The following is a 26,903-nucleotide window of genomic DNA, read 5'->3' on the forward strand; positions in this document are numbered from 1 at the left end:
ATCACGTCGCGTCGGACCGATCCTGCTCCAGGTCGACGATCACCGCGACCAGATAGTCGCGGACGGCGGCGTCGAGTCCGTCCGGTGGTTCCCGCAGCCACGGCCCGCGACCGTCCGGACGGGCGGCGCGCCACCGGTCCCGTCCGGCGTCGGTGAGCGCGACGAGCCAGACCCGCCGGTCGGCCGGGTCGCCGCGGCGGGCCACCAACCCGGCCGCTTCCAGCGCGTCGACGACCGGGGTCAGGCTGGTCGGGGCGACCCGGACCCGGGCCGCGAGCTCGCGCTGGGCGAGCCCGCCGCACCGCTGCAGCACGTCGAGGACGGCGAACCCGGTGACGCCGAGGCCGTGCGCCCCGGTCCGCCGGCGACGTTCGGCGAGCACCGCCGCCCCGGCCCGGACGACGAGGTCGGCCATCGACTCCGCGGGGCCCTCCACCGGGTCGGGCGCGGCGACGAGACGGGGCGGGGTGAGATCGATCCGTCCCGGTGGGCGGGGTGCGGGCATCGCGGGAGGGTAGGACGGGGCCGGGCCCGGCGGGCGCGGTCGGGCGGAGCCGGTCGCGTTCGCGAACACCGGCCGCCGTCGCCGTGGTGGGCCACACACGGCCACCCACGCCGATGGATCAGCCGCGGCCCGACCCGCCTCCCCCGGGTCGTGCTGGTCCGGATCATGCGGAGCCGGACCATGCGGAGCCGGACGGTCCGGTGGCGGACGCGGGCCGGTTCCCGCCGTGGCGTCGGGGCGCGCCGCAGTCTGACGCCGTGACCACGACGACGACCGACGCCGACCCGGATGCCGGTGCCCGCACCCGGACCGGTACCGCTCCGGGGAGCGGTACCCACGTGCGGGCCGACACCGCCCCGGATGCCGGAGGCCGGACGCGGACCGGAGCGGACTCCGGGGCCGGATCCGGTCCACGCACCGACACCGCCCGCCCCGGGGCCGCCGAGGAGCCGGCGCCGGCCCTGCCGTCCGGACCTGCACCGCTCCTGGCCCGGACCCCCGCCGACGTGCCCGAACCGCTCGCGCCGGGGGTGGTCGTCGTGCTGCCCGGTGGCTTCCGGATGTCCTCCGGACCGGCGCCCGCACCGCGCGAGGCGGTCCACCCCGTCCCGGTGCCGACGGTGCCCGAGGACGTCTCCCCGGCCGACCTCGCCCGGGTACGGGCCCCGGCCACCGGGATCGTCCGGCTGCTGACCGAGGTGCTCGCCGGGCGTCGCCCGCCGGAGGGGGTCGCGGCCGTCACCACCCCGGCGGTGCGTCGCTACCTGACCGCGGCCCGGTTCGTGCACTCGGGCCACCGGTCCCGTGGCCTCTCGGGCGTCGGAGGACGGGCCGGTGCCCCCGGCTGCGGGCGTCCGGGCGGACCGACCGCGCGCCGGGCGCCGCGGGTGCACGTGGGCCTGCCCCGGCCGGACGTGGCCGAGGTCTGTGCGACCGTCACCGTCGGCGGGCGGGTACGTGCCCTGGCGCTGCGGCTGGACCGCACCCCGGACGGCCGGTGGCTCGCGACCGCCGTCCGGCTCGTGTGAGACCCGCGTCCGGGTGCCCGCTCGTGCACGTCCTGCCGGTGGGATCGAGGGAGGCCTGCCGTCGGGCCTCCGCTCGTGAGGGCGTCGCGACCGCGGGAGCGGCGCCGCCGGCGGGAGGCCCCACCGGACGGCGCACGGTCTCAGCGCCGCCGGCGCGCCTTCTCCGCGCGGCGCCGCTCGGCGCGGTTGACGCCCTCGTCGCCGGTCGGGGAGGCCCCGTTGCCACGGGCCGGCACCTGGTGGCGGCCGGTACGACCGGTGCCCGGGGCGGCCGCCCCGCCGTCACCGCGACGCGCGACCCCGCCGTCCTCACCCGGACCGCTGTACTGCAGGTTCTGCGGCGGGCTGGTGCGGAACAGGTTGGGCAGGACCACGGTGGACTCGGCGGGGTCCTCGGCCGGGACCCGGCGCACGACCGGGATCTCGGTCGTCTCCGGCTCGGCCTCCTGGACGGGCGCGGCCGGCTGCTGCACCTGGACGACGACGTTGAACAGGTGTCCGATCGTCTCCTCCTTGATGCCCTCGAGCATCGCGGAGAACATGTCGAATCCCTCGCGCTGGTACTCGATCACCGGGTCGCGCTGGGCCATCGCCCGCAGCCCGATGCCCTCCTTGAGGTAGTCCATCTCATAGAGGTGCTCGCGCCACTTGCGGTCGATGACCTGCATCAGGACCTGGCGCTCGAGCTCGCGCATGCCGCCCTGCGGGCCGATGAGCGCGTCGATCTCGGCCTCACGCCGGGCGTAGGCGGCCTCGGCGTCGGCGAGGATGACCCGCTCGAGCTCCTCGGCCGACAGGTCGTCGATGTCCTCGGCGACGGTGCGCCAGTCGAGCTGGATCGGGTACAGACCCTTGACCGCCGTCCACAGCTTCTCGAGGTCCCAGTCCTCGGAGTAGCCCTCGGCGGTGGCCCCGACGACGTAGGCGTGGATCACGTCCTCGAGCATGTTGCGGGTCTGACGCTGCACGTCCTCGCCGTCGAGGACCCGGCGGCGCTCGTCGTAGATGACCTTGCGCTGCTGGTTGAGGACCTCGTCGTACTTGAGGACGTTCTTGCGGATCTCGAAGTTCTGCTGCTCGACCTGGGTCTGCGCGCTGCGGATCGCGCGGGTGACCATCCCCGCCTCGATCGGCACGTCGTCCGGCAGGTTGAACCGGTTCATGATCGACTCGACGACCTGGCCGTTGAAGCGGCGCATCAGCTCGTCGCCCAGGGACAGGTAGAAGCGGGACTCACCCGGGTCGCCCTGGCGGCCGGAGCGGCCGCGCAGCTGGTTGTCGATGCGCCGGGACTCGTGGCGCTCGGTGCCGAGCACGTAGAGACCGCCCGCGGCGCGGACCTCGTCGGCCTCGGCCTTGACCTGCTTGCGCATGCGGTCGAGGACCGCGTCCCACGCGGCCTCGTACTGCTCACGGGTCTCGACCGGGTCCAGCCCCTGGCTGCGCAGCTCCAGGTCGGCGAGGAACTCGGGGTTGCCACCGAGCATGATGTCGGTGCCGCGACCGGCCATGTTCGTCGCGACGGTGACGGCGCCCGCGTGCCCCGCCTGGGCGATGATCTGCGCCTCACGCGCGTGGTTCTTGGCGTTGAGCACCTCGTGCGGCACGCCGCGGCGCAGCAGCAGCTTCGACAGGTACTCGGACTTCTCGACGCTCGTCGTGCCGATCAGGACCGGCTGGCCCTTCTCGTGCTTCTCGGCGATGTCGTCGGCGACCGCCTCGAACTTCGCGGGCTCGGTCTTGTAGATCAGGTCGGACTGGTCGACGCGCACCCGCGGGCGGTTCGGCGGAATCGAGACGACCGACATCTTGTAGATCTCGTGCAGCTCGGCGGCCTCGGTCTGGGCCGTACCGGTCATGCCGGCGAGCTTGTCGTAGAGCCGGAAGAAGTTCTGCAGCGTGATCGTCGCCAGGGTCTGGTTCTCCGGCTTGATCTCGACGCCTTCCTTGGCCTCGATCGCCTGGTGCATGCCCTCGTTGTAGCGACGACCGGCGAGCACCCGGCCGGTGAACTCGTCGACGATCAGGACCTCACCGTCGTTGACGATGTAGTCCTTGTCCTTCTTGAACAGCTCCTTGGCCTTGACCGCGTTGTTGAGGTAGCCGACCAGCGGGGTGTTCGCGGACTCGTAGAGGTTGTCGATGCCGAGCTGGTCCTCGATCAGCGCGACACCCTCCTCGGTGATGCCGACGGTGCGCTTGCGCTCGTCGACCTCGTAGTGGATGTCCTTGGACAGCATCGGCGCGAGCCGCGCGAACTCCTGGTACCAGCGGGCGCTCTGCTCGGCCGGACCGGAGATGATCAGCGGGGTGCGGGCCTCGTCGATGAGGATCGAGTCCGCCTCGTCGACGATGGCGAAGTTGTGCCCGCGCTGGACCATGTCGGCGGTGTTCCACGCCATGTTGTCGCGCAGGTAGTCGAAGCCGAACTCGTTGTTCGTGCCGTAGGTGACGTCGCAGGCGTACTGCTCGCGCCGCTGCGCCGGGGTCATCTCCGACAGGATCACGCCGACGGTGAGACCCAGCCAGCGGTGGATGCGGCCCATGGTCTCGGAGTCGCGCTTGGCGAGGTAGTCGTTCGTGGTGACCACGTGCACGCCGTCGCCGGGCAGCGCGTTGAGGTAGACGGCCAGCGTCGAGGTCAGGGTCTTGCCCTCACCGGTGCCCATCTCGGCCACGTTGCCCATGTGCAGCGCGCCGGCACCCATCAGCTGCACGGTGAACGGGCGCTGGCCCAGCGTGCGCTGCGCGGCCTCGCGCACCGTGGCGAAGGCCTCGGGCAGCAGGTCGTCGAGCGACTCGCCGTCGGCGTGGCGACGACGGAACTCGTCGGTCTTGGCGCGCAGCTGGGTGTCGGTGAGGCCCTCGAACTCGGGCTCCAGTCCGTCGATGTGCGCGGCGATCTTCGCGAGCCGCTTCACCAGCTTGGTCTCGCCGGCCCGGAGGAGTCGACTCAGGAAGGGCACTGCCGACCTCATTCACGTCGCGGTCAGGACACGGGGCCTCCCACCACGGTCTCCGCGCCGCGTCCCGACGCCTCGGACGGCATCGGCGCGGCGCCGGCGCCGCGCGGCGGACCGACCCCGCCGACCATGGTACGGGCACCCGGGCGATGACCCGCGCCGCGGCGGGGAGGCGTTCCCCGCCGCGGTTCGGGGCACCGTCGGGCGCGGGTGCTCAGCCGTCGAGCCGGATCACGCCGTAGTCGTAGCCGCGGCGGCGGTAGACGACCGAGGCACGGCCGGTCTCGCTGCAGGAGAACATGTAGAAGTCGTGGCCGACGAGCTCCATCCGCGACAGCGCCTCGTCGACGCTCATCGGCGTGGCCGGGTGGGACTTCTCGCGGACGATGCGGCCGGGCCGGTACTCGGCCTCCCACTGCTCCTCGAGGCGGGCCAGCTCGTCGTCGGTCAGGGACTCGTCGTGGCTGCGCGGTGCGGGAATGGTGTCGGTCATCGGAGGAGCCGCTTCCATCAGCGCGACGGCCGAGGCGTCGGCGGCGGCGCGGGAGGCGGCGACGCGGTCGCGGCGGCTGGGCTTGCGACGGTCGTGGGAGCGGCGCAGCCGTTCGGCGAGCTTGCCGACGGCCAGGTCGAGTGCGGCGTAGAAGTCGGCGGCGGAGGCCTCGGCGCGGGCGACCGCTCCGCAGCCGCCACGTCCGGTGATCTCGACGCGCTGGCAGGACTTCTGCTGACGGCGGTTCGGCTCGTGGAAGAGCTCCACCTCCATTCCGACGATCTTGTGGTCGTGGCGCTCCAGGCGGCTCAGCTTGTCCTGGACCAGGCCACGGAAGTGCTCCGGCACCTCGACGTTGCGGCCGGTGACGACGATCTCCACTCGAACATCCCTCGCTTCAGTCGTGCTGAACCCGGGACCCGACGACGGCCCCAGGGGGTGGGCTCGCGGTCGTTCCTCCTGATGTGGTAGCGGTCGGAGTTCGGCCGACGTTATCGGGAAATCTGCCTCCGGGACAGGTCGTTCGCCGACCCGTCGGGTGGACGGCCTGGCGCCGACGGACGCGGTGTGCGACGACTCCGCGGCACCCGGGTGATCCACCGCCCCGGACTGGCGCGCCGACCTCCGGATCGCGCGCCCGACGACCACAGTGGACCCCCGACAGGACCGGCACGCGACCGCCTCCCTATGTGACAGCCGTCACAATCAGTGGTTCGGTCGACGTCGCCGCGCCGAGGCGTCGGCGAGCACCACGGCGCCCACCGCGGGCAACCCGGCCCCGGCGAGCACAGCCCCGCAGGCGCGCAGCGTCGCCCCGGAGGTCACGACGTCGTCGACCAGCAGCACCGCCTCCCCCAGGGCCGCCGGAACCGGCTCGCGGGCGCGGGCCGGGTGCAGCGCCGAGGCCAGGTTCGCCGCCCGGCCCGCGCCGTCGAGCCCCACCGAGTCCCGGGCGCGGCGGTGCAGGGCCAGTACCGCGTCCGTGCGGGCCGGTAGCCCGGCCGCGGTCAGCAGCGGCGCCAGCGCCCGGCACAGCCGCACCACGTGGTCGCCGCCGCGGACCCGGGCCGCCGACGGCCGGGACGGGACGGGCACCAGGCGCACCGCGGTCGGGTCCGGCGTCCCGTCGGCCCGCGGCGCGAGCACCGCCGACGCCGGTCCGACCAGCAGCCGGGCCAGGTCCGGCGCCAGGTCCCGCCGGCCGCGTTCCTTGTAGGCCAGCACCGCGCGGCGCAGCGGCCCGCGGTAGCGCCCGGCCGCCGCGACCCGGCCGGCGCGGGATACCCGGACCGGCACCGGACCCGGGGTGTCCTGCGCGCAGGCCGGGCACCAGCCCCCGCCACCGGGCGGCCCGGCACCGCAGCCGCCGCAGGTCCGGGGCAGCAGGAGGTCCAGCAGGGCGGCGGCCGGGGACGGGGCTCGAGTGGGGGTCACGACACCGATACTCGCCCCGGCCACCGTCACCGCGGCGCCGGCGGAGCCCGCCGAAGGCGGGTTGTCCACATGCTCCGGAGTTGTCCACAGGCCGGCGGTCCGGTCACCGGGACGGCGTCAGCCGGGGTAGAACGGCTGGGTGGCCGCCCCGGTCCCGCCCACCTGCTGCCAGGCGTCGAACTCGCTGCCGGTGTAGCTCCACAGGCCGGTCCGGTCGGTCACGTACAGCGGGCGCCCCTCGGCGGCGGCCAGTGCCCGCAGCGGCGCGGTCAGGTTCGTCCCGGGGATCTGGTCCAGACGGAGCCCGTCGGCGCTCACCTCGGACATGGGGCGGTCGGAGTCGGAGGCGACCACGATCCGGTCCGCCGAATGCCAGTCGACCGACACCACGTCGTCGAGGTCGCCGGGGCGCAGCCGGCGCAGCGGCCCGACGGCGACCTCGCCGGCCTCCAGCGGGACGATCGGGCCGACGAGCAGCGCACCGTCGGCGACGACGGCGATCCGGCCGCCCTCACGCGCCAGCGCGATGTCCCCGATCCGGCCCAGCGGCGCCAGCCTGCCCGCGTCCACCGCGCCCTCGACCGGTGGCCCGGTCCGCGGGACGAGGACCCGGCGCAGCCTGCCGTCCACGACCGCCCAGATCTCGTCGCCGGGCCCGTTCCAGCTCAGCGAGCGGACGTCCGCTCCGGACACCGGGGTGGCGGTCAGCTCGCCGCCCAGCGGGCCGGTGAGCAGCCGCTGGGTGCCCGTCGACTCCCGGGACACGACGGCGATCCGCCCGCTGCGCGCGGACGCGGCGGCCTCGGTGATGTCGAACGAGCCGTTCCCGGCCTGCCCGGCGACCGGCGAGCTGACGCCGGTCGCGCTGAGCTGGTGCACCCGGCCACCGTCGACGACGTAGGGGAAGGCGGGGGCCCGGCCCGGGCCAGCGACGAGGTCGGCCTGGTCCGCGGCGGCCACCGTCGGCCTGCCGGGGACCAGTGGTCCGCCGTCGGTCAGCAGCTCCACCCGCGGGACGCCCACCCCGCCGAGGGTCTGCGCGACCTGCGCGGCGAGCAGCTCCCGGTCCTGCACGGACAGCCCCGACACCCCGGTCAGGTCGATCGACGCGGTACCCGCCGCGGGGTCGGTGGTGGCCGACCGGATCCGGGCGGTCGCCGGGAACATCGTCACCGCGGCCCCGGCCAGACCGGTGGACGGCCCGCGCAGCAGGACGTCGACGGCGTCCATCGCGAGCTCGCCGGGACGCCCGCTGCGGATGTAGTGCCCGTCGGGGAGCAACATCCGGCGGACCGGGTCGACGAACCAGGCCTGCAGCTCCCTGTAGTACAGGCGGAAGTCCGCCAGCCGGACCATCACCCCGGGCGGCGGCCGGTCGATCCGCCAGTGCTCACCCTCCCGGACGACCCCGACGTCGACCTCGACCCGCTGCGGCGAGGACTCGAACGCCCCGCCGGGCCCGACCGTCCCCAACCGGGTACCCCGCACCCGCACCGTCATCCGGTCCGGGCCCGGGGTGCCGCCGTCCGGGGACACCACGGTGTCGAACCGGTCGTCCAGGACGGTCAGCGACGCCGCGTCGTCCCATCCCGACGCCGACGCCGTCAGGTAGCGGCGGGCCTGCGCGTGCCGGTCGTCGGGCGAGCCGGAACGGTAGACGAACCCGCGGACCAGGCCGAGCGGCTCGTCGTCCTCGATCGGGCCGCTCAGGTCCCGCTCGGCCGCCTGTTCGCCCTGGCGCAGCACCTGCACGTCGGACTGCTGGGGCACCGTCGCGCACCCGGCGACGACGGCGGCGACGACCGCCACGACCAGGGCCGCCCACGCGGGCCGGGCGGTCACCGGTCGCCACCCGGGTCGATGATGGCGCGCTCGGCGGGCTGCATCGGCGCGTGCTCCTCGGCCCGCAGCCGCCACAGGTCCTCCTCACGCAGCTCGCGGCCGATCCCCTGCGGCGGGGTCGGCACCGAGCTGCCGTTGCGCCGTTCCCCGGCGTCCGCGGCCGGTGGGCCGAGCGGCAGCGGCGAGGCGGTGATGTGCCCGCCGACCTCGCGCGGCAGGGTCAGCCGGAACGCCGAGCCGTTGCCCGGCTCCCCCCAGGCCTGCAGCCAGCCGCCGTGCAGCCGGGCGTCCTCGATGCTGATCGACAGCCCGAGGCCGGTGCCGCCGCTGCGCCGGGCCCGCGACTCCTCGGCCCGCCAGAACCGGTTGAACACCAGGTCGGCCTCGCCGGGGCGCAGCCCGACGCCGTGGTCGCGCACGACCACGGCGACCGCGGCGTGGTCACCGGCCACCGTCACCTCCACCGGGCGGCCCTCGCCGTGGTCGATCGCGTTCGCGACGAGGTTGCGCACGATGCGCTCCACCCGGCGCGGGTCGGCCTCGATCAGCTCGCCGGCCGGCAGGTCCAGGACGAGGTCGGTGCCGGCGTCGGCGGCGATGCCGCGCACCGCGTCGGTCGAGGTGCGCCACCGCGGACAGGTCGACCCGTTCGGCACCCAGCTCGGCCACGCCGGCGTCGAGCCGGGAGATCTCCAGCAGGTCGGCGAGCAGCTCCTCGAACCGGTCCAGCTCGGTGACCAGCAGCTCGGAGCTGCGGCGCAGCGCCGGGAGCAGCTCGTCGCGGGAGGCGTAGAGGACGTCGGCGGCCATCCGCACGGTGGTCAGCGGCGTGCGCAGCTCGTGGCTCACGTCGGAGGTGAACCGCCGCTGCAACGCACCGAACTCCTCGAGCTGGGCGATCTGCGCGGCGAGGCTGCCCGCCATCTCGTTGTAGGACTCGGCGAGCCGGGCGACCTCGTCCTCGCCGCGGACGGCCATCCGCTCGTCGAGGTGTCCCCCCGCGAAGCGTTCGGCGACGTCGGCGGCGTGCCGGATCGGACGAACGACCTGCCGGGTGACGAGGCTGGCGATCGCGGCCAGCAGCACCAGCAGCACCAGACCACCGACGATCAGCGTGCTCTGCACCAGCCCGAGCGTCAGCTGCTCACCGTTGAGCGGGAACAGCAGGTAGAACTGCATCTCCCGGCCCGCGGTGGCGATCTTCTGCCCGATGACGAGGTTCGGGACGCCGTCGACGGTCGTGTACTGGCGGTTCAGGCTGTCCAGCGACCCGCGGGCGGTGATGTCCTGCTGGCGCGCGGTGATCTGGCCGACGTCGCCCGCCGACACCTCCGGCCCGTTCGCCGACCCCGTGGTCAGCGCGGCGCTGAACTCCCCGGCCGACCCGGCCCGCCCGGGGCCGGTGGTGTCGGTCAGCCGCTCCAGGGCGCTGTCCAGGGTCTCCTGCACGCCCTCCCGGTCCGGGTCGACGCTCGCCAGCTGCCCCTCCAGGACCTGCCGGTTCGCGTCCGACTGGGAGATCGCGGCGTCGAGCTTGCTCTGCAGCAGCCGTTCGGCGATCTCGCTCTGCAGCACCAGACCGAGCACCAGCACCACCGCCGACGACAGCGCCAGCGTCGAGGTGACCACCCGCAGCTGCAGCGACCGCCGCCAGGCCGCGGCGGTGAGCGCGCCCAGCTCGCGCGCCTGCACCCGCAGCGGGCCCAGCACGCGGGCGACCCGCCGGGCGCCGGGCAGCCGGGCCAGCCGGGTGCGGAGTCCGCGGCGGCCGGTCACCACGGCCGGTGCACCACCCACGGCGCGCCGGTCACGGAGGACCGGCCTTGTACCCCACCCCGCGGACGGTCAGGACCACCTCGGGGCGCTCCGGGTCGCGCTCGACCTTCGACCGGAGCCGCTGCACGTGCACGTTCACCAGCCGGGTGTCCGCCGCGTGCCGGTAGCCCCACACCTGCTCCAGCAGGACCTCGCGGGTGAACACCTGGCGCGGCTTGCGGGCCAGCGCCACCAGCAGGTCGAACTCCAGCGGGGTCAGCGCGATCGGCCGGCCCTCCCGGGTGACCTGGTGCGCGGGCACGTCGATGTCGATCTCGCCGATGGACAGCTGCTCGGCGGGCTCGGCGTCGTTGCGGCGGACCCTCGCCCGGATCCGTGCGACGAGCTCCTTGGGCTTGAACGGCTTCACGACGTAGTCGTCGGCACCGGACTCCAGGCCGAGCACGACGTCGACGGTGTCGCTCTTGGCCGTCAGCATGACGATCGGGACGCCGGATTCCGCCCGGATCGCCCGGCACACGTCGATGCCGTTCATGCCGGGCAGCATCAGGTCGAGCAGCACCACGTCCGGCTGGGTGTCCCGGACGGCGGGCAGCGCCCGCGTGCCGTCGGACACGACCGCTGTCTCGAACCCCTCGCCCCGCAGCACGATGGTGAGCATCTCGGCCAGGGCCGGGTCGTCGTCGACCACCAGTACGCGCGACTTCATGGGCCCCACTATCCCAGTCGTCCGGTCAGGCCCCGTGCAGCAGGGCGGGAACCAGCGCCGATGGGGTGACGGCGGGGTCGTCGAGCACCGTCCACGGGCTCAGCCACGACCCGGCCGCGAGGGCCCGGTAGACGGCGTCGGTGCGGGTCTGCAGGCCGTCGTCGCTCTCGTAGGCGTCGCGGGCGCGGGCGGCGTCGGCGGCCGCCCGGGACCGTGCGCGCTCGGCCGCGACCTCGCGCGGCGGGGCGAGCAGCAGCTGGTGGTCCGGGACCGGCAGGCCGAACCGGTCCATCTCCAGCGCCCGGATCCAGGCGACGACCTCGCCCGCGGCGTCCTGCCCGAGCCGGGCGGCGCTGTAGGCCGCGTTGGAGGCGACGTAGCGGTCGACGAGCAGCACGTCGTGGGCGGCGAGCGCCTCGCGCAGGCCGGGGGCGGCCGCCCGCCGGTCGAGTGCGAACAGCACGGCCATCGCGTGCACCGAGGAGGCCAGGTCGCCCATCCGCCCGTAGAGCGCGTCGCGGGCCAGCTCCGCGTGCACGTCGTCGTCGTACCGGGGGAAGGCCAGCGTGGCGACCGAGGCGCCGCGCCCGCCCAGCTCGGCGACCAGCGCCGTGGTGAACGTGTGCTTGCCCGCGCCGTCGAGCCCCTCGACGACCACCAGTCTCCCCACGGCGGTCGAGCCTAGGGGTCAGGCGCCCAGGGTCGAGACCGTGGGCCAGCTCGTCGCGAAACCGGGGTGCAGCTCCAGCTCGCCCAGCCGGTCGGTACGCACCCAGCGCAGCTCGGTGCTCTCCGCGCCCCGCACCCGGACCGGCGGCGCGTCCGGTGTCCGCACGACGACGGTGGTGTAGCTCCAGCCGCCGTGGTCGTCGACGAACTCCCGCACCGGTGCCAGCCCGGCGACGTCGAGCGTGCTCTCCTCGGCCGCCTCGCGCAGCGCCGCCTGCACCGCGGACTCCCCCCGGTCCCGGGCACCGCCGGGGATCCCCCAGGTGCCTCCGTGGTGGCTCCAGGACGCCCGGTGCTGCAGCAGCACCCGGTCGACGCCCACCGGGTCGGCGTCGTCGTGGTGCCGCACGAGCAGCCCGGCCGCGCCGAACAGGCCCCAGTGCCGGTGCCCCAGGGCGCAGTGGACCCAGCCGTCACCCGACCCGGCCTCGATCGTCATCTCGACGGTGACCTCCTGGTACGCCGACGGCGCGGCGGCCCGGGAAGGGGCCGCCGCGCCGTCGGAGCGAGAAAACTGTACCGATGCGCGATCCGCGAGCTACTCGCTCAGTACCGATGATGCGCGATCCGCGAGCTACTCGCTCAGTACCGGTAGTGCTCGGGCTTGTACGGACCCTCGACGTCCACGCCGATGTACTCGGCCTGGTCCTTGCTGAGCTTGGTCAGCTCGCCACCGAGGGCCTGCACGTGGATCCGCGCGACCTTCTCGTCCAGGTGCTTCGGCAGCCGGTAGACGTCGTTGTTGTACTCCTCATGCTTGGTGAACAGCTCGATCTGGGCGATCACCTGGTTGGAGAAGCTGTTGGACATCACGAACGACGGGTGACCGGTCGCGTTGCCCAGGTTCATCAGCCGGCCCTCGGACAGCACGATGATGGAGTGCCCGTCGGGGAAGATCCACTCGTCGACCTGGGGCTTGATGTTGATCTTCTTGATGCCCTCGACGCGGGACAGGCCCGCCATGTCGATCTCGTTGTCGAAGTGACCGACGTTGGCGACGATCGCCTGGTGCTTCATGCGCTTCATCAGGTCGACCGTGACGATGTCCTTGTTGCCCGTCGCGGTCACCACGATGTCGGCCTTCTCGATGACGTTCTCGAGGGTGTTGACCTCGTGGCCCTCGAGCAGCGCCTGCAGCGCGCAGATCGGGTCGACCTCGGCGACGATGACGCGCGCGCCCTGGCCGGCGAGCGCCTCGACCGAGCCCTTGCCGGTGTCGCCGTAGGCCGCGACGACCGCGACCTTGCCGCCGAGCAGCACGTCGGTGGCCCGGTTGAGGCCGTCGACCAGCGAGTGGCGGATGCCGTACTTGTTGTCGAACTTCGACTTGGTGACCGAGTCGTTGACGTTGATCGCCGGGAAGAGCAGCTCGCCGCGCTCGGCCAGCTGGTACAGCCGGTTGACGCCGGTGGTGGTCTCCTCGGTGACGCCGCGGATGTCGGAGTTGATCGTCGTCCAGCGCTGCGGGTCCTCGGCGAGGCTGCGGCGCAGGGTGTCGAACACGACCCGCTCCTCGTCGGAGACCGACAGGTCGTCGTCGGCGAAGCTCGGCACGACGCCGGTCTTCTCGAACTCGACGCCCTTGTGCACGAGCAGGGTGGCGTCGCCGCCGTCGTCGAGGATCATGTTCGGGCCGACGACGTTGCCGTCGGCGTCACGGAACTTGAACAGCTGCTCGGTGCACCACCAGTAGTCCTCCAGCGACTCGCCCTTCCAGGCGAACACCGGGACGCCCTTGGGCTCCTCGGGGGTGCCGTGCGGGCCGACGACGGTCGCGGCGGCCGCGTAGTCCTGGGTGGAGAAGATGTTGCAGGACACCCAGCGGACGTCGGCGCCGAGCGCGACGAGGGTCTCGATGAGGACCGCGGTCTGGGTGGTCATGTGCAGGGACCCGGCGATCCGGGCGCCCGACAGCGGCTTCGACTCGCCGTACTCCCGGCGCAGGTCCATCAGGCCCGGCATCTCGTTCTCGGCGAGCCGGATGTCCTTGCGGCCGTACTCCGCCTCGGAGATGTCGGCGATCGCGAAGTCCAGGCCGCCGGCGTGCTGCAGCTTCGGGTGATCGGTCATGGGGTGGGTGCGCCTCCTCAGGCGATCGAGTCGTACTCGTCGGCACGACGGGTGCGGTCCGACGGCGAGGAGGAGCGACGTGCACGGGGCACGGCGTCCTCCCTCCTCGTCGGAGACAGGCGCCCTTTCTCGTCCGTGCCGGCCGGGCCCGAGCGTGGCGGACGGACCGGTGACGGTCACGGCCGCTGCAGCGCCTCTCGGCGCCCGGCGATGTCGCGACCTCCATGGTCGCGAGCCGGTGCGGGGGTGTCAACTCATGCGTGATCAGCCCGTCAGGTGCTCGGCGAGCAGCCCGCTCGCCGCGACCTCGCGGCCGTGGGCGGCCAGCAGCCCGGCCGGGGCCAGCACGGACTCGCTGTCGACCCGCACCTCCGCCCGGGCCAGCAACGGGGCCAGGACGGCGTCGTGGCGCACCGTGCGGGCCGCGGCGGCCAGCCCGGCCGCGTCGCGCTGGCGGAACACGCCCCCGGTGAGGACGACGAGACCGATCTCACCTGCGTCGACGGGGGTGCCCGGGCCGGGCTCGGGCTGCGCGGGGTCGGCGAGGACGCCGGTGTGGCGCAGGTGCCTGCGCAGCGCGACCACCGCGGCGATCGCTGCCAGCCTGCGGTCCTCGGCCGCCGCGCCCCGGTCGGCGGGCACGGTGGCCCGCGACTCCTGCAGCGTGGCGACGGCCGGGCCGAGCAGATCGGCCTCGACCGGGTCGACGATGCCCTCGGTCTGGGCCTCCGTCAGGACGCCGACGGCGCCGTCGCGCACCCCGAGGTCGCCCTCCACGGTCGCGGCCGCCGGACCGGAGCCGGGGCCGTGGCGGTGCACGTCGGTGGTCGCCGACCCGACGTCGACGACGAGCACCCCGGTCCCGGTCAGCCGGGCCAGCACCCCGGCCCCGTCGCCGACGGCGGCGTGCGTGCCGGAGCGGACCAGCGCGCCGAACCGGCCGGTGCCCGCCCCGAGGACGTGCCGGGCGTAGAGCGCGGCGACGGCGTCCCGCGCGGGTCCGGCGACGATCCGGCCCGGCTGCGGCGTGACGTTGGGGCAGGTCGTCACGGCCCGCCCGCCGGCCAGCAGCAGGCCGAGCGCGTCGGCGAGGGCGTCCTCGCCGACCGAGAGCAGCACCGGCCAGTGCCCTCGGGTGCGGGCCAGCCTGCCCGCGTTGTGCAGCAGCACCGCCGGGTCGGCCCCGTCGGCCCCGCCGAGCAGCAGCACCGCGCCGGGACGACGGCTCGACAGCTCCAGCACCGCGTCGGGCTCCAGCGGACCGGGGTGCACCCCGACCACCCGGGCCCCCGCGGAGCGGCAGACCCGGTGCCCGGCCTCGGTCGCGGTCAACGTCTCGGCCCCGACCACGGCCAGGCGCAGGGCCCCGCCGGCCGAGGAGCAGGCCAGCACCCGCGGCGCGGCACGCCTGCGCCGGCCCGCGGCGGCCGCAGCGGCGGCGACCGCCGCGTCGACCCCGGTGAGCACGTCGGGGGTGGTGGGGTGCTCGGCGAACCCGGCCGGGGTCCCGTCGGGCAGCACCAGCACGGCCTTGGTCCAGCAGGAGCCGACGTCGAGGCAGACCGCAGGCGTGTGCGGGTCGTCCGGCGACGCGGCGGTCATGGAGGGCGAGCGTACTGCGGCCGGGCGGTTACAGGGAGTGGTCCGGGAAAGATCGGTTGCGACGCGCACCTGGCCGAGAGGTGGGTGCCCCGGCTCCACCATCGACCCCGTGATCAGCAGTACCTGAGCGCTGCCGCGGACCGGCCGGACAGCGCTCAGGTACTGATCGACTGCGTCTCGGATCGACTACTGCTCGGACTGCTGCGGGGCCTTGCGTCCGCGGGACTCGGCGGCGATCTCGGCCAGGGACTGGCCGGTGGCCAGCCGCGAGCGCCTGCGGCCGTAGACGAAGTACAGGACCGCGCCCAGCGCCATCCAGCCGAAGAACCGGATCCAGGTGTCGGCGGGCAGGAACAGTGCCACGCCGAAGCAGGCCACCGCCGACACGATCGGCAGCACCGGCATGAACGGCACCCTGAACGTGCGGGGCAGGTCCGGACGGCGCTTGCGGAGCACGATCACGCCGATCGAGACGAGCACGAACGCGGCCAGGGTGCCGATGTTGACCAGCTGGCCCAGCTCGGTGAGCTCCAGGAAGCCGCCCATCAGGGCCGCCGAGACACCGGTGATGATCGTCAGCCGGTACGGGGTGCGGAACCGCGGGTGCACCCGGGCCAGCCACGGCGGCAGCAGCCGGTCGCGGCTCATCGCGAACGCGACGCGGGTCTGGCCGAGCATCAGCGTCATGATCACGACGGTGAGGCCGATCAGGATGCCGAAGGAGATGATGAACTCCGCCGCGGGCAGCCCGGTCGCGGCCATCGCCGCCGCGGCCGGCGCCTCCACCCCGAGCTGCTCGTAGGGCAGGATCCCGGTGTAGACCAGCGACACGATGATGTAGAGCAGGGTCGCGATGGTCAGCGAGGCGATGATGCCGATCGGCATCGTGCGCTGCGGCTCCCGCACCTCCTCCGACAGCGTCGCGACGATGTCGAAGCCCAGGTAGGCGAAGAAGACCAGCGCGGCGGCGGTGAAGACGCCGGTCAGGCCGAACGCCGTGTCGATGCCGAACAGGTCCATGATCAGCGGGGTGCCCGCCGCGGTGGAGTAGTCGGCCGGCCGGGACTCGGGGACGAACGGGATCCAGTTCTCGCCCGAGACGAAGAAGACACCGATGCCGATGATCCCGGCGACGATGACGAGCTTGAGCGTGGTGACCGTGGCGTTGACCCAGGCCGACAGCTTGATGCCGACGATCAGCACGGCCATCATCAGCAGCGCGATGAACACCGCGGGCAGGTCGACGATCCCGCCGCCGCCGGGCCCGGCCGAGACGGCGTCGGGCACCGGGAGCCCGATGCTCGCCATCACCGTGTCGAAGTAGCCGCCCCAGCCCTTCGACACCGTGGCCGCGCCGAGGGTGAACTCCAGGACGAGGTCCCAGCCGATCATCCAGGCGATGAACTCGCCCATCGAGGCGTAGGAGAACGTGTACGCGCTGCCCGCCACCGGGACGCTGGAGGCGAACTCGGCGTAGCAGAGCGCCGCGAGCGCGCACACGATCCCGCTGATGAGGAACGAGAGCGACACCGCGGGGCCCGAGTAGAGCGCCGCCGCCTCCCCTGCCAGCACGAACACGCCGGTGCCGATCAGGACACCGATCCCCATGATCGTCAGCTGGACCGGGCCGAGGGCCTTCTTGAGCTGGAACTCCGGTTCCTCGGTGTCCCGGATCGCCTGCTCGACCGATTTCGTACGAAAGATACCACTGTTCGGGCTTCTGGCCGTCATGGCGGGAAAGATACGGAAAGTCCGTTTGATGCGGAACGGCGGCGCCCCCGGTCCAGGTGCGCCGCCGTCGTGGAGCGGGTCGGGTCAGTCCGAGGACGACGCCTGGGCGGGCAGGTCGCCGCGCTCGCGACGACCGAGGATCGAGTTCTTCCGCGAGTAGGCGAAGTACACGACCACACCGATGACCATCCAGATGATGAACCGCAGCCAGGTCTCGACCGACAGGTTCAGCATCAGCCAGACGCAGGCGAGCACGGCCAGGATCGGCACGAGCGGCACCAGCGGGGTGCGGAAGCCGCGCGGCAGGTCCGGCCGGGTCCGGCGCAGGACCACCACGCCGATCGAGACCAGCACGAACGCGAACAGCGTGCCGATGTTGACCATCTGCTCGAGGTCCTGGGCCGGGAAGAACGTCGCGACCAGGGCGATGACGACGCCGATCAGCCAGGTGGCACGGCCCGGGGTGCCGAAGCGGTTCGTCTTCGCCAGCGCGGTCGGCAGCAGCCCGTCGCGCGACATCGCGAAGATGACGCGGATCTGGCCGAGCATCAGCACCATGACGACCGTGGTGAGACCGAGCAGCGCACCGATGGCGATGATCGTCGCCGCCCAGTTGATGCCCAGCGAGGCGAAGGCGGTGGCCAGCGTGGCGCGGGTGCCGTCGGGCTTCGTGGCCAGGTCGGTGTAGGGCACCATGCCGGTGATCACGAGCGCGACGGCGACGTAGAGCACGGTGACGATCGCGAGCGAGCCGAGGATGCCGCGCGGCAGCGCCTTGGACGGGTTCTTCGTCTCCTCCGCGGTCGCGGCGACGGCGTCGAAGCCGATGAAGGCGAAGAACACGATCGCGGCGGCGGCGAACACCCCGTAGACGCCGAAGACGCTCGACGAGGCGCCCCCGAAGAACGACAGCAGCGACTGCTGGATGCCGGTTCCGGTGTCGACGCTGCCGGGCGTGGGCTCCGGGACGAACGGGGTGTAGTTCGCCGCGTTGATGAAGAACGCACCCAGGATGATCACGAACAGCACGATCGCGACCTTGATCGTGGTGATCACCAGGCTGACCCGGCTGGACAGCTTCGTGCCGCGGTAGAGCAGGAACGCCAGGACGACCACGAGCAGCAGCGCGCCCCAGTCGAAGGAGAAGAAGCTCCCCAGCTCGAACGAGGTCGACACCTCGATGCCGAGCAGGCCGAGGGTCTGGGCCAGGTACTCCGACCAGCCCTTCGAGACGTAGGCCGAGCCGACAGCGAACTCCAGCACCAGGTCCCAGCCGATGATCCAGGCGATGAACTCGCCCAGGGTGGCGTAGGAGAAGGTGTAGGCGCTGCCGGCGACCGGCACCGTCGAGGCGAACTCCGCGTAGCAGAGCGCGGCCAGACCGCAGGCGACCGCCGCCAGCACGAACGACAGCGACACCGCGGGTCCTGCGATGTTGCCGGCCGTGCTGGCGGCCAGGGTGAAGATGCCGGCGCCGATGACCACCGCGACCCCGAAGACGATCAGGTCGATCGTCCCGAGGTCCTTTTTCAGCCGGGTGTCCGGTTCGTCGGTGTCCCGGATGGATTGCTCGACCGTCTTGGTGCGGAACATGCCGCCACCACGGCTCGTGACCGTCATGGCCGGTGAAACTACGACCGCGGTGCGGCCTGCGTCACGAATCCGGGGCCGGATTTAAGGTCACGATGGTGTTGCGCCGTCGAACCGGTCCCGGTCAGACGGTGCCGTGCGGCAGTCCGTGGGCCTGCGCGACCTCGTGCGACAGCAGCGTCCCGGCGTGGGTCGACAGGCCGGCGGCCAGGTGCGGGTCGGCCTCGGTCGCGGCCCGCCAGCCCCGGTCGGCCAGGCGCAGCACGTGCGGCATCGTGGCGTTGGTCAGCGCGCGGGTCGAGGTGTGCGGCACGGCGCCGGGCATGTTCGCGACGCAGTAGAAGATCGTGTCGTGCACCTGGTAGGTCGGGTCGGCGTGGGTGGTCGGCCGCGAGTCCTCGAAGCATCCGCCCTGGTCGATCGCGATGTCGACGAGCACGGCGCCGGGCCGCATCTGGGAGACGAGCTCGTTCGACACCAGGGTCGGCGCCTTGGCCCCGGGCAGCAGGACCGCGCCGATCACGAGGTCGGCGGTGGTCACCGCCTCGCGCACGGACAGCGCGGTGGAGTACTGGGTGCGCACGGCCCCGCCGTACTGCTCGTCGATCGCGCGGAGCTTGTCGACGTCGACGTCGAGCACGGTCACCTTCGCCCGCATGCCGGCGGCGATGGCGATGGCGTTCGCCCCCGCGACACCGGCCCCGAGCACGACGACCTCGGCACCCGGGGCGCCCGGGACGCCGCCCAGGAGCATGCCGCGCCCGCCGGCCGAGCGCATGAGGTGGTAGCCGCCGGCCTGCGGGGCGAGCCGGCCCGCGACCTCGCTCATCGGGGCGAGCAGCGGCAGCCGGCCGCGGGAGTCGGTGACGGTCTCGTAGGCGATGGAGGTCGTCCCCGCCGAGAGCAGAGCGTCGGTGCAGGCGCGCGACGCGGCCAGGTGCAGGTAGGTGAACAGCGTCAGGTCGGGCCGGAGGAAGCCGTACTCGGACTCGATGGGCTCCTTCACCTTGAGCAGCAGCTCGGCCGAGCCCCACACCTCGGCGGTGTCGGACACGATGTGCGCCCCGGCCTCCTTGAAGTCGGCGTCGGAGATCGCGGACCCGGCGCCGGCGTCGTGCTCGACGAGGACCTCGTGCCCCCGTCCGACGAGCTCGTGCACCCCGGCGGGCGTGAGCGCCACCCGGAACTCGTTGTCCTTGGTCTCCTTCGGCACTGCGACGCGCATGTCCTTCTCCTCCGCTCGGGGCCCTGTCCTGCATCAATGGTGAAGAAACATCGATAAGCTGCCAACAGAACTGAACAAGATTCTCTGAGGTGACTCATGAACGACGATCCTTCGTCGACGCCACGGAAGAGGCCGCCGTCGTCGAACCCTGTTCGGCTCGACGGGGTCGACCGCGCCCTGCTGCGCCAGCTGGAGCGGGATGCCCGGACGCCGAACAACTCACTCGCGGCGGGGGCGGGAATCGCCCCGTCGACGTGCCTGGGCCGGGTCCGGGCACTGCGCGAGAGCGGGGTGATCCGCGGGTACCACGCCGACGTCGACCCGGCGGCGACCGGCCACCCCCTGCAGGCGATGATCTCGGTCCGCCTGCAGTCCGACGCCCGCGACCGGCTCGCCGAGTTCGTGACCCGGGTGTCCCGCCGCCCCGAGGTCCGCGACGTGTACTTCCTCGCCGGCGAGGACGACTACATGATCCGGGTCGCGACCGCCGACACCGTGGCACTGCGCGACCTGGTCGGCACGCTCAACGCGTGGGCCGAGGTCGCGGGCACCCGCACGTCACTGATCTTCGAACACCACCGGGCGCCCGACACCTACTGAGCAGCGTCACCACCTGAGCCGCGTCTCCTGCTGAGCTGCGTCTCCTACTGAGCCGCGTCTCCTACTGAGCGGCGTCGTAGCCGTGGCGGATCAACGCGAACGCGGCGTCGAGGTGCTCGCGGGCCCGACCGGCCTGCTCACGCAGCAGCGGCGGGATCCCGACGACGACGTGCGCGAGCACCCGGTCCGCCGGTGACGGTTCGTCCCGGCCTGCGTCGCGGGCCAGCTCCGCCGCGAGTGCGGCCTCGTGGCGGGCCCACATCCGTCGTGCGTGGTCGCGCAGGCTCGGCGCCGCGTCGGTGAGCCTGCGGAAGCGCTCCAGGTCCTCCGCGCTCGGCCGCCGGTCCGAGGGCGGCCCGTCGACGCGCCGGAGCAGCCAGGCCTGCAGCCCGTCGACGACGTCGGTCCCCGGCGCACGGTCGCGCACCGCGGCGACCAGCTCGGCCTCCTGCGCCCCGTCCTCGTCGAACAGCAACGCCTCCTTGCTGCCGAAGTGCTTGAACAGCGTGGTGACCGAGACGTCCGCGGCCTCGGCGACCTCGGCGACGGTCACCTCGTCGAAGCCCCGGTCGAGGAACAGCCGCAGTGCGGCGTCCGCGATGCCCTGGCGGGTGGCGGCCTTCTTGCGTTCGCGGCGTCCGGGCGTGGTCACGGCGACAGGTTAGCGCAGTCACTCTGAAAGTGAAGTTACTACATTTTTGTAGTCGCTTCATCTACAGTCGGCGTCATGACCGACACCACCAGCACCGCACCGCACGTCCTCGTCGCCGGGGCCGGCCCCGGCGGCCTGACCCTCGCCCGCGTCCTGCAGCGCCACGACATCGCCGTCACCGTCCTCGAGCGCGAGACCGACATCGCCACCCGCGACCAGGGCGGCACCCTGGACATGCAGCGCGACAGCGGACAGATCGCGCTCGACGCCGCCGGCCTGCTCGAGGAGTTCCTGCGCATCTCCCGGCCCGAGGGTCAAGACATGCGGATGCTCGCCCTCGACGGGACCGTCCTGCTCGACGAGCGCGCCGCGCCCGGCGAGACGTTCAACCCCGAGATCGACCGCGGCGACCTGCGCACCCTGCTCCTCGGGTCGCTCGGCCCCGGCACGGTGCGCTGGGGCGCCCGGCTCGACCACGTCGAGCACCGCGACGACGGACGACTCGACGCCGTACTCGACGGGGCACCCGACGGGGCCTCCGACGGCGACCGGATCACCGCGGACCTCGTCGTCGGGGCGGACGGGGCACGTTCCCGGGTCCGCCCGCTGCTGTCGGACGCGATGCCGTCCTACGCCGGGGTCACGTTCGTCGAGCTGCGGGTCACGCCGTCGGCGTTCCCCGGGCTCGACGACCTGGTCGGCCGCGGCTCCATGAGCGCCCGCGCCACCGGCCGGGCGCTGTTCTGCCAGCGGCTCGCCGACGGCTCCGCCCGCGTGTACGCCGGGTTCCGCCGGGAGCGCGGGTGGGCCGCCGCGCACGGGCTCGGCAGCACCGGCGGGGTGCTCGACGACCCGGCGGCCGCCCGCGCCGTGCTGCTCGACGCGTTCGGCGACGCCGCCCCCGAGCTGCGGGAGCTCATCGTCCGCTGCGACGACCGGATCATCGACCGGCCGCTGGAGATGCTGCCGGTCGGGCACCGGTGGGAGCCGGTCCCGGGCATCACCCTGATCGGCGACGCCGCCCACCTGATGTCGCCGTTCTCCGGGCAGGGCGCCAACTCCGCCATGCTCGACGCCGCCGACCTGGCCCGGGAGATCGCCGCCACCCCGGACGACCTCGTCGCGGCGGTCGCCCGCTACGAGGCGACCATGTTCCCGCGGGCCGAGGCCAACGCCGCCGCTGCGGCACAGGGGCTGGAGCGCTTCTTCTCGGCGGCCGCCGCCGCGGACCCGGTGGCGGCGTTCGCCGAGGTGGCGGCGGCCGTCGCCGCGGCAGCCGAGGGAGACCGGGCCCGCCGCGGATGAGCCGCCGGTGCGACAGCGCTGCGCGCGAGTGCGGGCGCGGTTACAGGGCGTCGCCCGCCAGGAAGACGGTGGCGCCGTGCTCGCCGGTGGTCAGGACGGCGCCGCTGTCGGTCGCGGAGAGGAACACCGCGCGGCCGCGGGGCAGCTCGACGCTGCCACCGTCGGCGTCGACCGCGGCGTCACCGTCGACGCACAGCAGGATGCGGGCGCCGGTGCCGGGCACGTCGAGCTTGTCCCGGCCGTCGGTGACCGCACGGCGGAGCAGGAACTCCTCCACCGGCACGTCGTAGCGCTGCCAGCCGTCGGCGCCCGGGTCGGGGACCGGGGTGCGGACCGGAGGCGGCGGGGCGGTGAAGTCGAGGACCCGCAGCAGCTCCGGCACGTCGACGTGCTTCGGCGTCAGGCCGCCGCGCAGCACGTTGTCGGAGTTGGCCATCACCTCGATGCCCGCCCCGGACAGGTAGGCGTGCAGGTTCCCGGCCGGCAGGTACAGCGCCTCGCCGGGGGCCAGGGTGATCCGGTTGAGCAGCAACGCGGCGAGCACGCCCGCGTCGTCGGGGTAGCGCTCGGACAGGTCGAGCGTGGTCTTCGCCTCGCCGGTCCACTCCGGGGCCGTACCGCGCTCCAGCAGCCTGATCGCGCCGTCCTGCAGGGCCGGGACGAGCCCGTCGAGCACCGACTGGGGCAGCGTGATCCAGGTGGTGAACAGTGCGCGCAGCCCGTCCGGGCACGGCTGACCGGCGAGCAGCTCGGTGTAGGTGGCGAGCTCGGGGACGTCGAGGGCGCGCAGCAGCTCCACCGTGCGGGCCGGCTCACGGAACCCGACCAGCGCGACGAACTCGGTCAGCGCGCAGATCAGCTCCGGCTTGTGGTGGGCGTCGCGGTAGTTGCGGTCCGGCGCGTCCACCGCGATCCCCGCGGCGTTCTCCCGCTCCCAGCCCTCGCGGGCCTGCTCCAGGCTCGGGTGGGCCTGCAGGCTCAGCGGCTCCTCGGCCGCCAGCACCTTCAGCAGGAACGGCAGCCGCCCTTCCCAGCGGTCGCGTCCCGGGCCGAGCGCAGCGACCGGGTCCGCGGCGATGAGCTCGTGCAGCGGGCAGGTGCCCCCGGCGACCGTCGACGGGGCGGCCGGGTGCGCGCCCAGCCACAGCTCCGCCTGCGGGTGCGGTGACGGGACGGGCTCGCCGAGCAGCTCGGCGATGACCGTCCGCGAACCCCAGGCGTAGGTGCGGATCGGGTTCTCCAGCAGTTCCACGGGTCTCCCGGTGTCAGGTGCGCGGGGGTCAGGTGATCAGGGTGGCGCCGGTCGCCAGGCCGAGGTACACGGCGGCGATGTCGGCACGCAGGGCGAGGACGCCGGCACGCAGCAGCGCCGCGTCGCGGGTGCCCCGCGGGATCTCGTCGACCGGGTGCGCCAGGTCGGCGTTCGGCCACTCCCGGCCGAGCACCCGGCGGCTCACCGCCTGCGGGTCCTCCTCACCCGTGCCGAGCAGCACCAGGCGCGGCGGCGGCGCGTCGCCACCGGGGGCCGGGTCGTCGAACGGGTCGTGGAAGATGTCGCCCCCGCCCCGCTCGGACAGGTCGACGGCGACGCGCAGCCCGGCCAGGGTGCCGGCCTGCGCGAGCCCGTCGGCGTGCGCGACGACACCGGCGTGGGTGGCCAGTGCCAGCGCGCCGTGCCGGGCCACCGCGGCGGCGGCCGGGTCCACCCCCCACAGCAGCGGGGTCCGCTCGGCCAGCCGCAGCGCGAGCGCCTTCGCCGGGTTCACGAACGGCTCGTGCGCGGGCTGGCAGCGCTCGGCCTCGGCGTCGAGCGCGTCGGCCAGCGCCTCGAGCCGGGCCGGGACCTCCTCGCTGCGCATCCCGGGCAGCAGGTCCAGCTCGGCGACGGCGACCAGCGCGACCGTCAGCGCCTGGGCGAACCCGAGGCCCTCGGGCAGCGGGATGCGCGGCTCGACCAGCCGGGCGCGCCCGGCGCCCGCCTGGGCGACCGGCCCGGAGTCCGGCGCGGAGAGCACGACCTCGGCGCCGCGGTGCACCGCGACGGAGACCGACTCGGCCAGCTCGGGGTCGGTGGGGTCGGTGGAGTGCGCGACGACGACGTCCAGCGGCCCGATCCAGCCCGGCATCCGCTCGGCGACCACGACCGGAACCGGACAGCGGTCGGTGAGCAGGGCCGTGACGAGGTCGGCCACCGCCCCGGAGACGCCGGGCCGGCGCAGCAGCACCAGCGCGCGGGGACGGTGCCCGCGCAGCCGGTCCAGACCGGCCTGGCCCGCGGTGTACAACGCGGACCGGACCTGGGCGCCCGCGGTCGCGGCGGCCCGCAGGACACCCGTGGTGTCCCGCGCCGCCAGCTCCTCGGGATCGGCCAGCAGCGTGTCGTCGAGCACCCCGTTCACCCGTCGTCCCGTCCGTCCCCCGCCGGCCCGGTACCGGGCAGCGCCTCGTCGAGGAGCAGCACCGGGATCCCGTCGGTCACCGGGAACGCGCGACCGCACGCCGTGCAGGTCAGCCGGTCCTCACCCGGGGTCAGGACCGCGTGCGCGTCGCACGGGCAGGCCAGGATCTCCAGCAGCTGGGGGTCGAGCTGTAGGGCCACGGTTCTCCTCGTCGTCATCTCGCGCTCTCGATGCTGCCACCCGGTACCGACACTCCGCGGCAGCCGACCGGGTACGGACGCCGTCACCGCAGGTGTGCGGGGTCGTGCGATCAGGCGCGCACGACCGCCAGCACCTCGTCGACCAGGGCACGGACGGCCGCGGCGTCCGCCGCCTCGACGTTGAGCCGCAGCAGCGGCTCGGTGTTCGAGGCCCGCAGGTTGAACCACGAGCCGTCCGGCAGCGAGACGGTCAGCCCGTCCAGCCGGTCGAGCTCGACCCCGTCGCGCGCGCCGAAGACGCGCTCGATCTCGGCGACCCGCCCCGCCTGGTCCTCGACCGTCGAGTTGATCTCGCCGGAGGCCGCGTAGCGGTCGTAGTCGGCCATCAGCCCGGACACCGTCGCGCCGTCGGCCGCCGCCCGGTGCTCGCCGAGCGCGGCCAGCAGGTGCAGCGCCGCGAGCATCCCGGAGTCGGCCTTCCAGAAGTCGCGGAAGTAGTAGTGCGCGGAGTGCTCGCCGCCGAACACCGCGCCGGTCTCGGCCATCGTCTGCTTGATGAACGAGTGCCCCACCCGGGTGCGGACCGCGCGGCCGCCGTGCTCGGCGACCAGCTCGGGGACCGCCCGCGAGGTGATCAGGTTGTGGATCACGACGACGTCGGACTCCCCCGCCGCGTGCGCCCTGGCGAGCTCACGGGCCGCGACCAGACCGGTGATCGCGCTCGGGCTCACCGCCTCGCCCTGCTCGTCGACGGCGAAGCAGCGGTCGGCGTCGCCGTCGAAGGCCAGACCGAGGTCCGCGCCCTCGGCGACGACCCGCTTCTGCAGGTCCACCAGGTTCGCCGGGTCCAGCGGGTTCGCCTCGTGGTTCGGGAAGTTCCCGTCGAGCTCGAAGTACAGCGGGACGACGCGCACGTTCAGGCCGTCGAACACGGTCGGGACGGTGTGCCCGCCCATCCCGTTCCCGGCGTCGACGACGACGGTCAGCTCCGGGGACGCGTCCAGCGAGGTCAGGTCGACCAGGCCGCGGAGGTGACGCGCGTAGCCGTCGAGCATGTCCTCGGTGCGCACCGCCCCCCGGGACGGGACCTCGGGGACCCCGGAGTCGAGGAAGCGGGCCGCCTCGTCGCGGATCGTCGCGAGACCCGAGTCCTGACCGACCGGGACGGCGCCGGCACGGCACAGCTTGATGCCGTTGTAGGCGGCCGGGTTGTGGCTCGCGGTGAACATCGCGCCGGGCAGGTCCAGCGAGCCGGACGCGTAGTAGAGCATGTCGGTGCTCGCGAGCCCGATGTCGACGACGTCGAGCCCCTGCCCAGTCACCCCGTCCGCGAACGCCGCCGCCAGCGCGGGCGAGCTGTCCCGCATGTCCCGCCCGACGACCACCGCCGACGGCGCCGGGTCGTCGCCCGCCACGAGCCGCGCCGTCGCCGCACCCAGTGCACGCGCGGTGGGCTCATCCAGTTGGTCGCCGACGACACCGCGGATGTCGTAGGCCTTCACGATCGCCGAGAGGTCGGGCACGACGCACGACCCTAGCGCAGTCGTGTCACCCGTCCGCGCAGGTCTCCTCACCCCGTGGGGCGGCTCAGCCGTCCTCGGGCTTCGGGAGCACCCGCAGGTGCCCGCGCCGCCCCGTGCCACCCGGCCGTGCGACGACCTCGACCGGGCGGTCCACCCGGCCCGCCTCGCGGACGGCGTCGGCGAGCGCGGTGAGGTCCTCACCGCTGTGCTGGGGCTGGGCGAACTCGCCCTCGAACCGGACGACCTCCCACCCGCGGGGGGCCGTGAGGTTGTGCGCGTGCCCGGTGCAGAGGTCGTAGGAGTGCGGCTCGGCCTGCGTGGCCAGCGGGCCGACGACGGCGGTCGAGTCGGCGTAGACGTAGGTGAGCGTGGCGACGGCGAGCTCGGTGCAGCCCGTCCGTGAACATCTCCGCACACTCAACACGTCGTCGACGATAGCCCGTCGCAGGCCCGCCGCCGTACTGCGACGCGCACCCCGCTCGGCGGACGGTCCGCCCGCCGCGGTCGCGGGTCGCCCCTCGACGGGG

24 protein-coding genes are annotated in these 26,903 nt (G+C 73.7%); 3 read left to right on the forward strand and 21 right to left on the reverse strand.

Going from position 1 to position 26,903, the window contains the following annotated elements:
- Window position 1: 1 nt before the first annotated feature.
- The gene (locus Ae331Ps2_RS05135) at window positions 2-505 is read right to left on the reverse strand and encodes a MarR family winged helix-turn-helix transcriptional regulator (RefSeq protein ID WP_175581823.1); all 504 of its coding nucleotides are present in this window, start codon (window positions 503-505) and stop codon (window positions 2-4) included.
- 257 nt (window positions 506-762) lie between these two features.
- On the opposite strand from Ae331Ps2_RS05135, the gene Ae331Ps2_RS05140 reads away from it, so the two are divergent.
- The gene (locus Ae331Ps2_RS05140) at window positions 763-1,533 is read left to right on the forward strand and encodes an Rv3235 family protein (protein WP_139318936.1); all 771 of its coding nucleotides are present in this window, start codon (window positions 763-765) and stop codon (window positions 1,531-1,533) included.
- Between the two features lie 140 nt (window positions 1,534-1,673).
- Here the strand turns inward: Ae331Ps2_RS05140 and secA are convergent, their stop codons facing one another.
- From secA to ald, 14 genes are all read right to left on the reverse strand, one after another.
- A complete protein-coding gene (secA, locus tag Ae331Ps2_RS05145; protein WP_139318935.1) occupies window positions 1,674-4,499 on the reverse strand; it encodes a preprotein translocase subunit SecA in 2,826 nt (941 codons plus the stop codon).
- 211 nt (window positions 4,500-4,710) lie between these two features.
- Complete coding sequence (gene hpf, locus Ae331Ps2_RS05150) at window positions 4,711-5,370, reverse strand: ribosome hibernation-promoting factor, HPF/YfiA family (protein ID WP_020622735.1); 660 nt, start codon at window positions 5,368-5,370, stop codon at window positions 4,711-4,713.
- A gap of 324 nt (window positions 5,371-5,694) precedes the next feature.
- The gene (locus Ae331Ps2_RS33950; RefSeq protein WP_083696178.1) at window positions 5,695-6,423 is read right to left on the reverse strand and encodes a ComF family protein; all 729 of its coding nucleotides are present in this window, start codon (window positions 6,421-6,423) and stop codon (window positions 5,695-5,697) included.
- A 117-nt stretch (window positions 6,424-6,540) separates the two neighbouring features.
- Window positions 6,541-8,265: an LpqB family beta-propeller domain-containing protein gene (locus Ae331Ps2_RS05160; RefSeq protein WP_075310362.1), complete on the reverse strand. Its 1,725-nt coding sequence runs from the start codon at window positions 8,263-8,265 to the stop codon at window positions 6,541-6,543.
- Window positions 8,262-8,777 (reverse strand): ATP-binding protein, encoded by a 516-nt coding sequence (locus Ae331Ps2_RS34150; RefSeq protein ID WP_371336321.1) that lies wholly within the window; start codon window positions 8,775-8,777, stop codon window positions 8,262-8,264. Before Ae331Ps2_RS34150 ends, Ae331Ps2_RS05160 begins: the two co-directional genes overlap by 4 nt.
- The gene (locus Ae331Ps2_RS05170; RefSeq protein ID WP_371336323.1) at window positions 8,707-10,044 is read right to left on the reverse strand and encodes a histidine kinase dimerization/phospho-acceptor domain-containing protein; all 1,338 of its coding nucleotides are present in this window, start codon (window positions 10,042-10,044) and stop codon (window positions 8,707-8,709) included. The genes Ae331Ps2_RS34150 and Ae331Ps2_RS05170 overlap by 71 nt, the downstream gene beginning before the upstream one ends.
- Window positions 10,045-10,072: 28 nt before the next feature.
- Complete coding sequence (gene mtrA, locus Ae331Ps2_RS05175) at window positions 10,073-10,750, reverse strand: MtrAB system response regulator MtrA (protein ID WP_020622190.1); 678 nt, start codon at window positions 10,748-10,750, stop codon at window positions 10,073-10,075.
- A 25-nt stretch (window positions 10,751-10,775) separates the two neighbouring features.
- On the reverse strand, window positions 10,776-11,420 hold the full coding sequence (locus tag Ae331Ps2_RS05180; RefSeq protein ID WP_075310360.1) for a dTMP kinase: 645 nt from the start codon (window positions 11,418-11,420) through the stop codon (window positions 10,776-10,778).
- Between the two features lie 18 nt (window positions 11,421-11,438).
- Complete coding sequence (locus tag Ae331Ps2_RS05185) at window positions 11,439-11,918, reverse strand: NUDIX hydrolase (RefSeq protein ID WP_075310358.1); 480 nt, start codon at window positions 11,916-11,918, stop codon at window positions 11,439-11,441.
- Window positions 11,919-12,061: 143 nt separating this feature from the next.
- A complete protein-coding gene (gene ahcY / locus Ae331Ps2_RS05190) occupies window positions 12,062-13,549 on the reverse strand; it encodes an adenosylhomocysteinase (protein WP_020622194.1) in 1,488 nt (495 codons plus the stop codon).
- Between the two features lie 264 nt (window positions 13,550-13,813).
- Entirely contained in the window at window positions 13,814-15,151 is a 1,338-nt protein-coding gene (locus Ae331Ps2_RS05195) for a glutamate mutase L (RefSeq protein WP_075310356.1), read from the reverse strand.
- A gap of 186 nt (window positions 15,152-15,337) precedes the next feature.
- A complete protein-coding gene (locus tag Ae331Ps2_RS05200; protein ID WP_075310354.1) occupies window positions 15,338-16,882 on the reverse strand; it encodes an amino acid permease in 1,545 nt (514 codons plus the stop codon).
- Between the two features lie 84 nt (window positions 16,883-16,966).
- A complete protein-coding gene (locus Ae331Ps2_RS05205) occupies window positions 16,967-18,502 on the reverse strand; it encodes an amino acid permease (protein WP_075310352.1) in 1,536 nt (511 codons plus the stop codon).
- A 94-nt stretch (window positions 18,503-18,596) separates the two neighbouring features.
- Window positions 18,597-19,697 carry an alanine dehydrogenase gene (gene ald, locus Ae331Ps2_RS05210; protein WP_075310350.1) on the reverse strand — a complete coding sequence of 367 codons (1,101 nt, stop codon included), beginning with the start codon at window positions 19,695-19,697 and terminating at the stop codon, window positions 18,597-18,599.
- 96 nt (window positions 19,698-19,793) lie between these two features.
- Here ald and Ae331Ps2_RS05215 point away from each other — a divergent pair, with 96 nt between their 5' ends.
- The gene (locus Ae331Ps2_RS05215) at window positions 19,794-20,297 is read left to right on the forward strand and encodes an Lrp/AsnC family transcriptional regulator (RefSeq protein ID WP_020623597.1); all 504 of its coding nucleotides are present in this window, start codon (window positions 19,794-19,796) and stop codon (window positions 20,295-20,297) included.
- A gap of 61 nt (window positions 20,298-20,358) precedes the next feature.
- Here Ae331Ps2_RS05215 and Ae331Ps2_RS05220 read toward each other — a convergent pair whose 3' ends face one another.
- Complete coding sequence (locus Ae331Ps2_RS05220) at window positions 20,359-20,949, reverse strand: TetR/AcrR family transcriptional regulator (protein WP_020623596.1); 591 nt, start codon at window positions 20,947-20,949, stop codon at window positions 20,359-20,361.
- A 75-nt stretch (window positions 20,950-21,024) separates the two neighbouring features.
- On the opposite strand from Ae331Ps2_RS05220, the gene Ae331Ps2_RS05225 reads away from it, so the two are divergent.
- On the forward strand, window positions 21,025-22,254 hold the full coding sequence (locus tag Ae331Ps2_RS05225; RefSeq protein ID WP_075310348.1) for an NAD(P)/FAD-dependent oxidoreductase: 1,230 nt from the start codon (window positions 21,025-21,027) through the stop codon (window positions 22,252-22,254).
- A 40-nt stretch (window positions 22,255-22,294) separates the two neighbouring features.
- Here the strand turns inward: Ae331Ps2_RS05225 and manA are convergent, their stop codons facing one another.
- The 5 genes from manA to Ae331Ps2_RS05250 form a co-directional block, all read right to left on the reverse strand.
- Window positions 22,295-23,506 (reverse strand): mannose-6-phosphate isomerase, class I, encoded by a 1,212-nt coding sequence (gene manA / locus Ae331Ps2_RS05230; protein WP_075329695.1) that lies wholly within the window; start codon window positions 23,504-23,506, stop codon window positions 22,295-22,297.
- A gap of 28 nt (window positions 23,507-23,534) precedes the next feature.
- Window positions 23,535-24,653, reverse strand: coding sequence for an SIS domain-containing protein (locus Ae331Ps2_RS05235; RefSeq protein WP_139318934.1), 1,119 nt, complete (start codon window positions 24,651-24,653; stop codon window positions 23,535-23,537).
- Entirely contained in the window at window positions 24,650-24,853 is a 204-nt protein-coding gene (locus tag Ae331Ps2_RS05240) for a Trm112 family protein (RefSeq protein WP_020627721.1), read from the reverse strand. Before Ae331Ps2_RS05240 ends, Ae331Ps2_RS05235 begins: the two co-directional genes overlap by 4 nt.
- Window positions 24,854-24,963: 110 nt before the next feature.
- Window positions 24,964-26,376: a phosphomannomutase/phosphoglucomutase gene (locus Ae331Ps2_RS05245; protein ID WP_075329696.1), complete on the reverse strand. Its 1,413-nt coding sequence runs from the start codon at window positions 26,374-26,376 to the stop codon at window positions 24,964-24,966.
- A gap of 64 nt (window positions 26,377-26,440) precedes the next feature.
- A complete protein-coding gene (locus Ae331Ps2_RS05250; RefSeq protein WP_020627719.1) occupies window positions 26,441-26,791 on the reverse strand; it encodes a DUF3499 domain-containing protein in 351 nt (116 codons plus the stop codon).
- Window positions 26,792-26,903 lie beyond the last annotated feature (112 nt).

Origin of the sequence: Pseudonocardia sp. Ae331_Ps2, assembly GCF_001932405.1 — a bacterium.
GTDB lineage: Bacteria > Actinomycetota > Actinomycetes > Mycobacteriales > Pseudonocardiaceae > Pseudonocardia.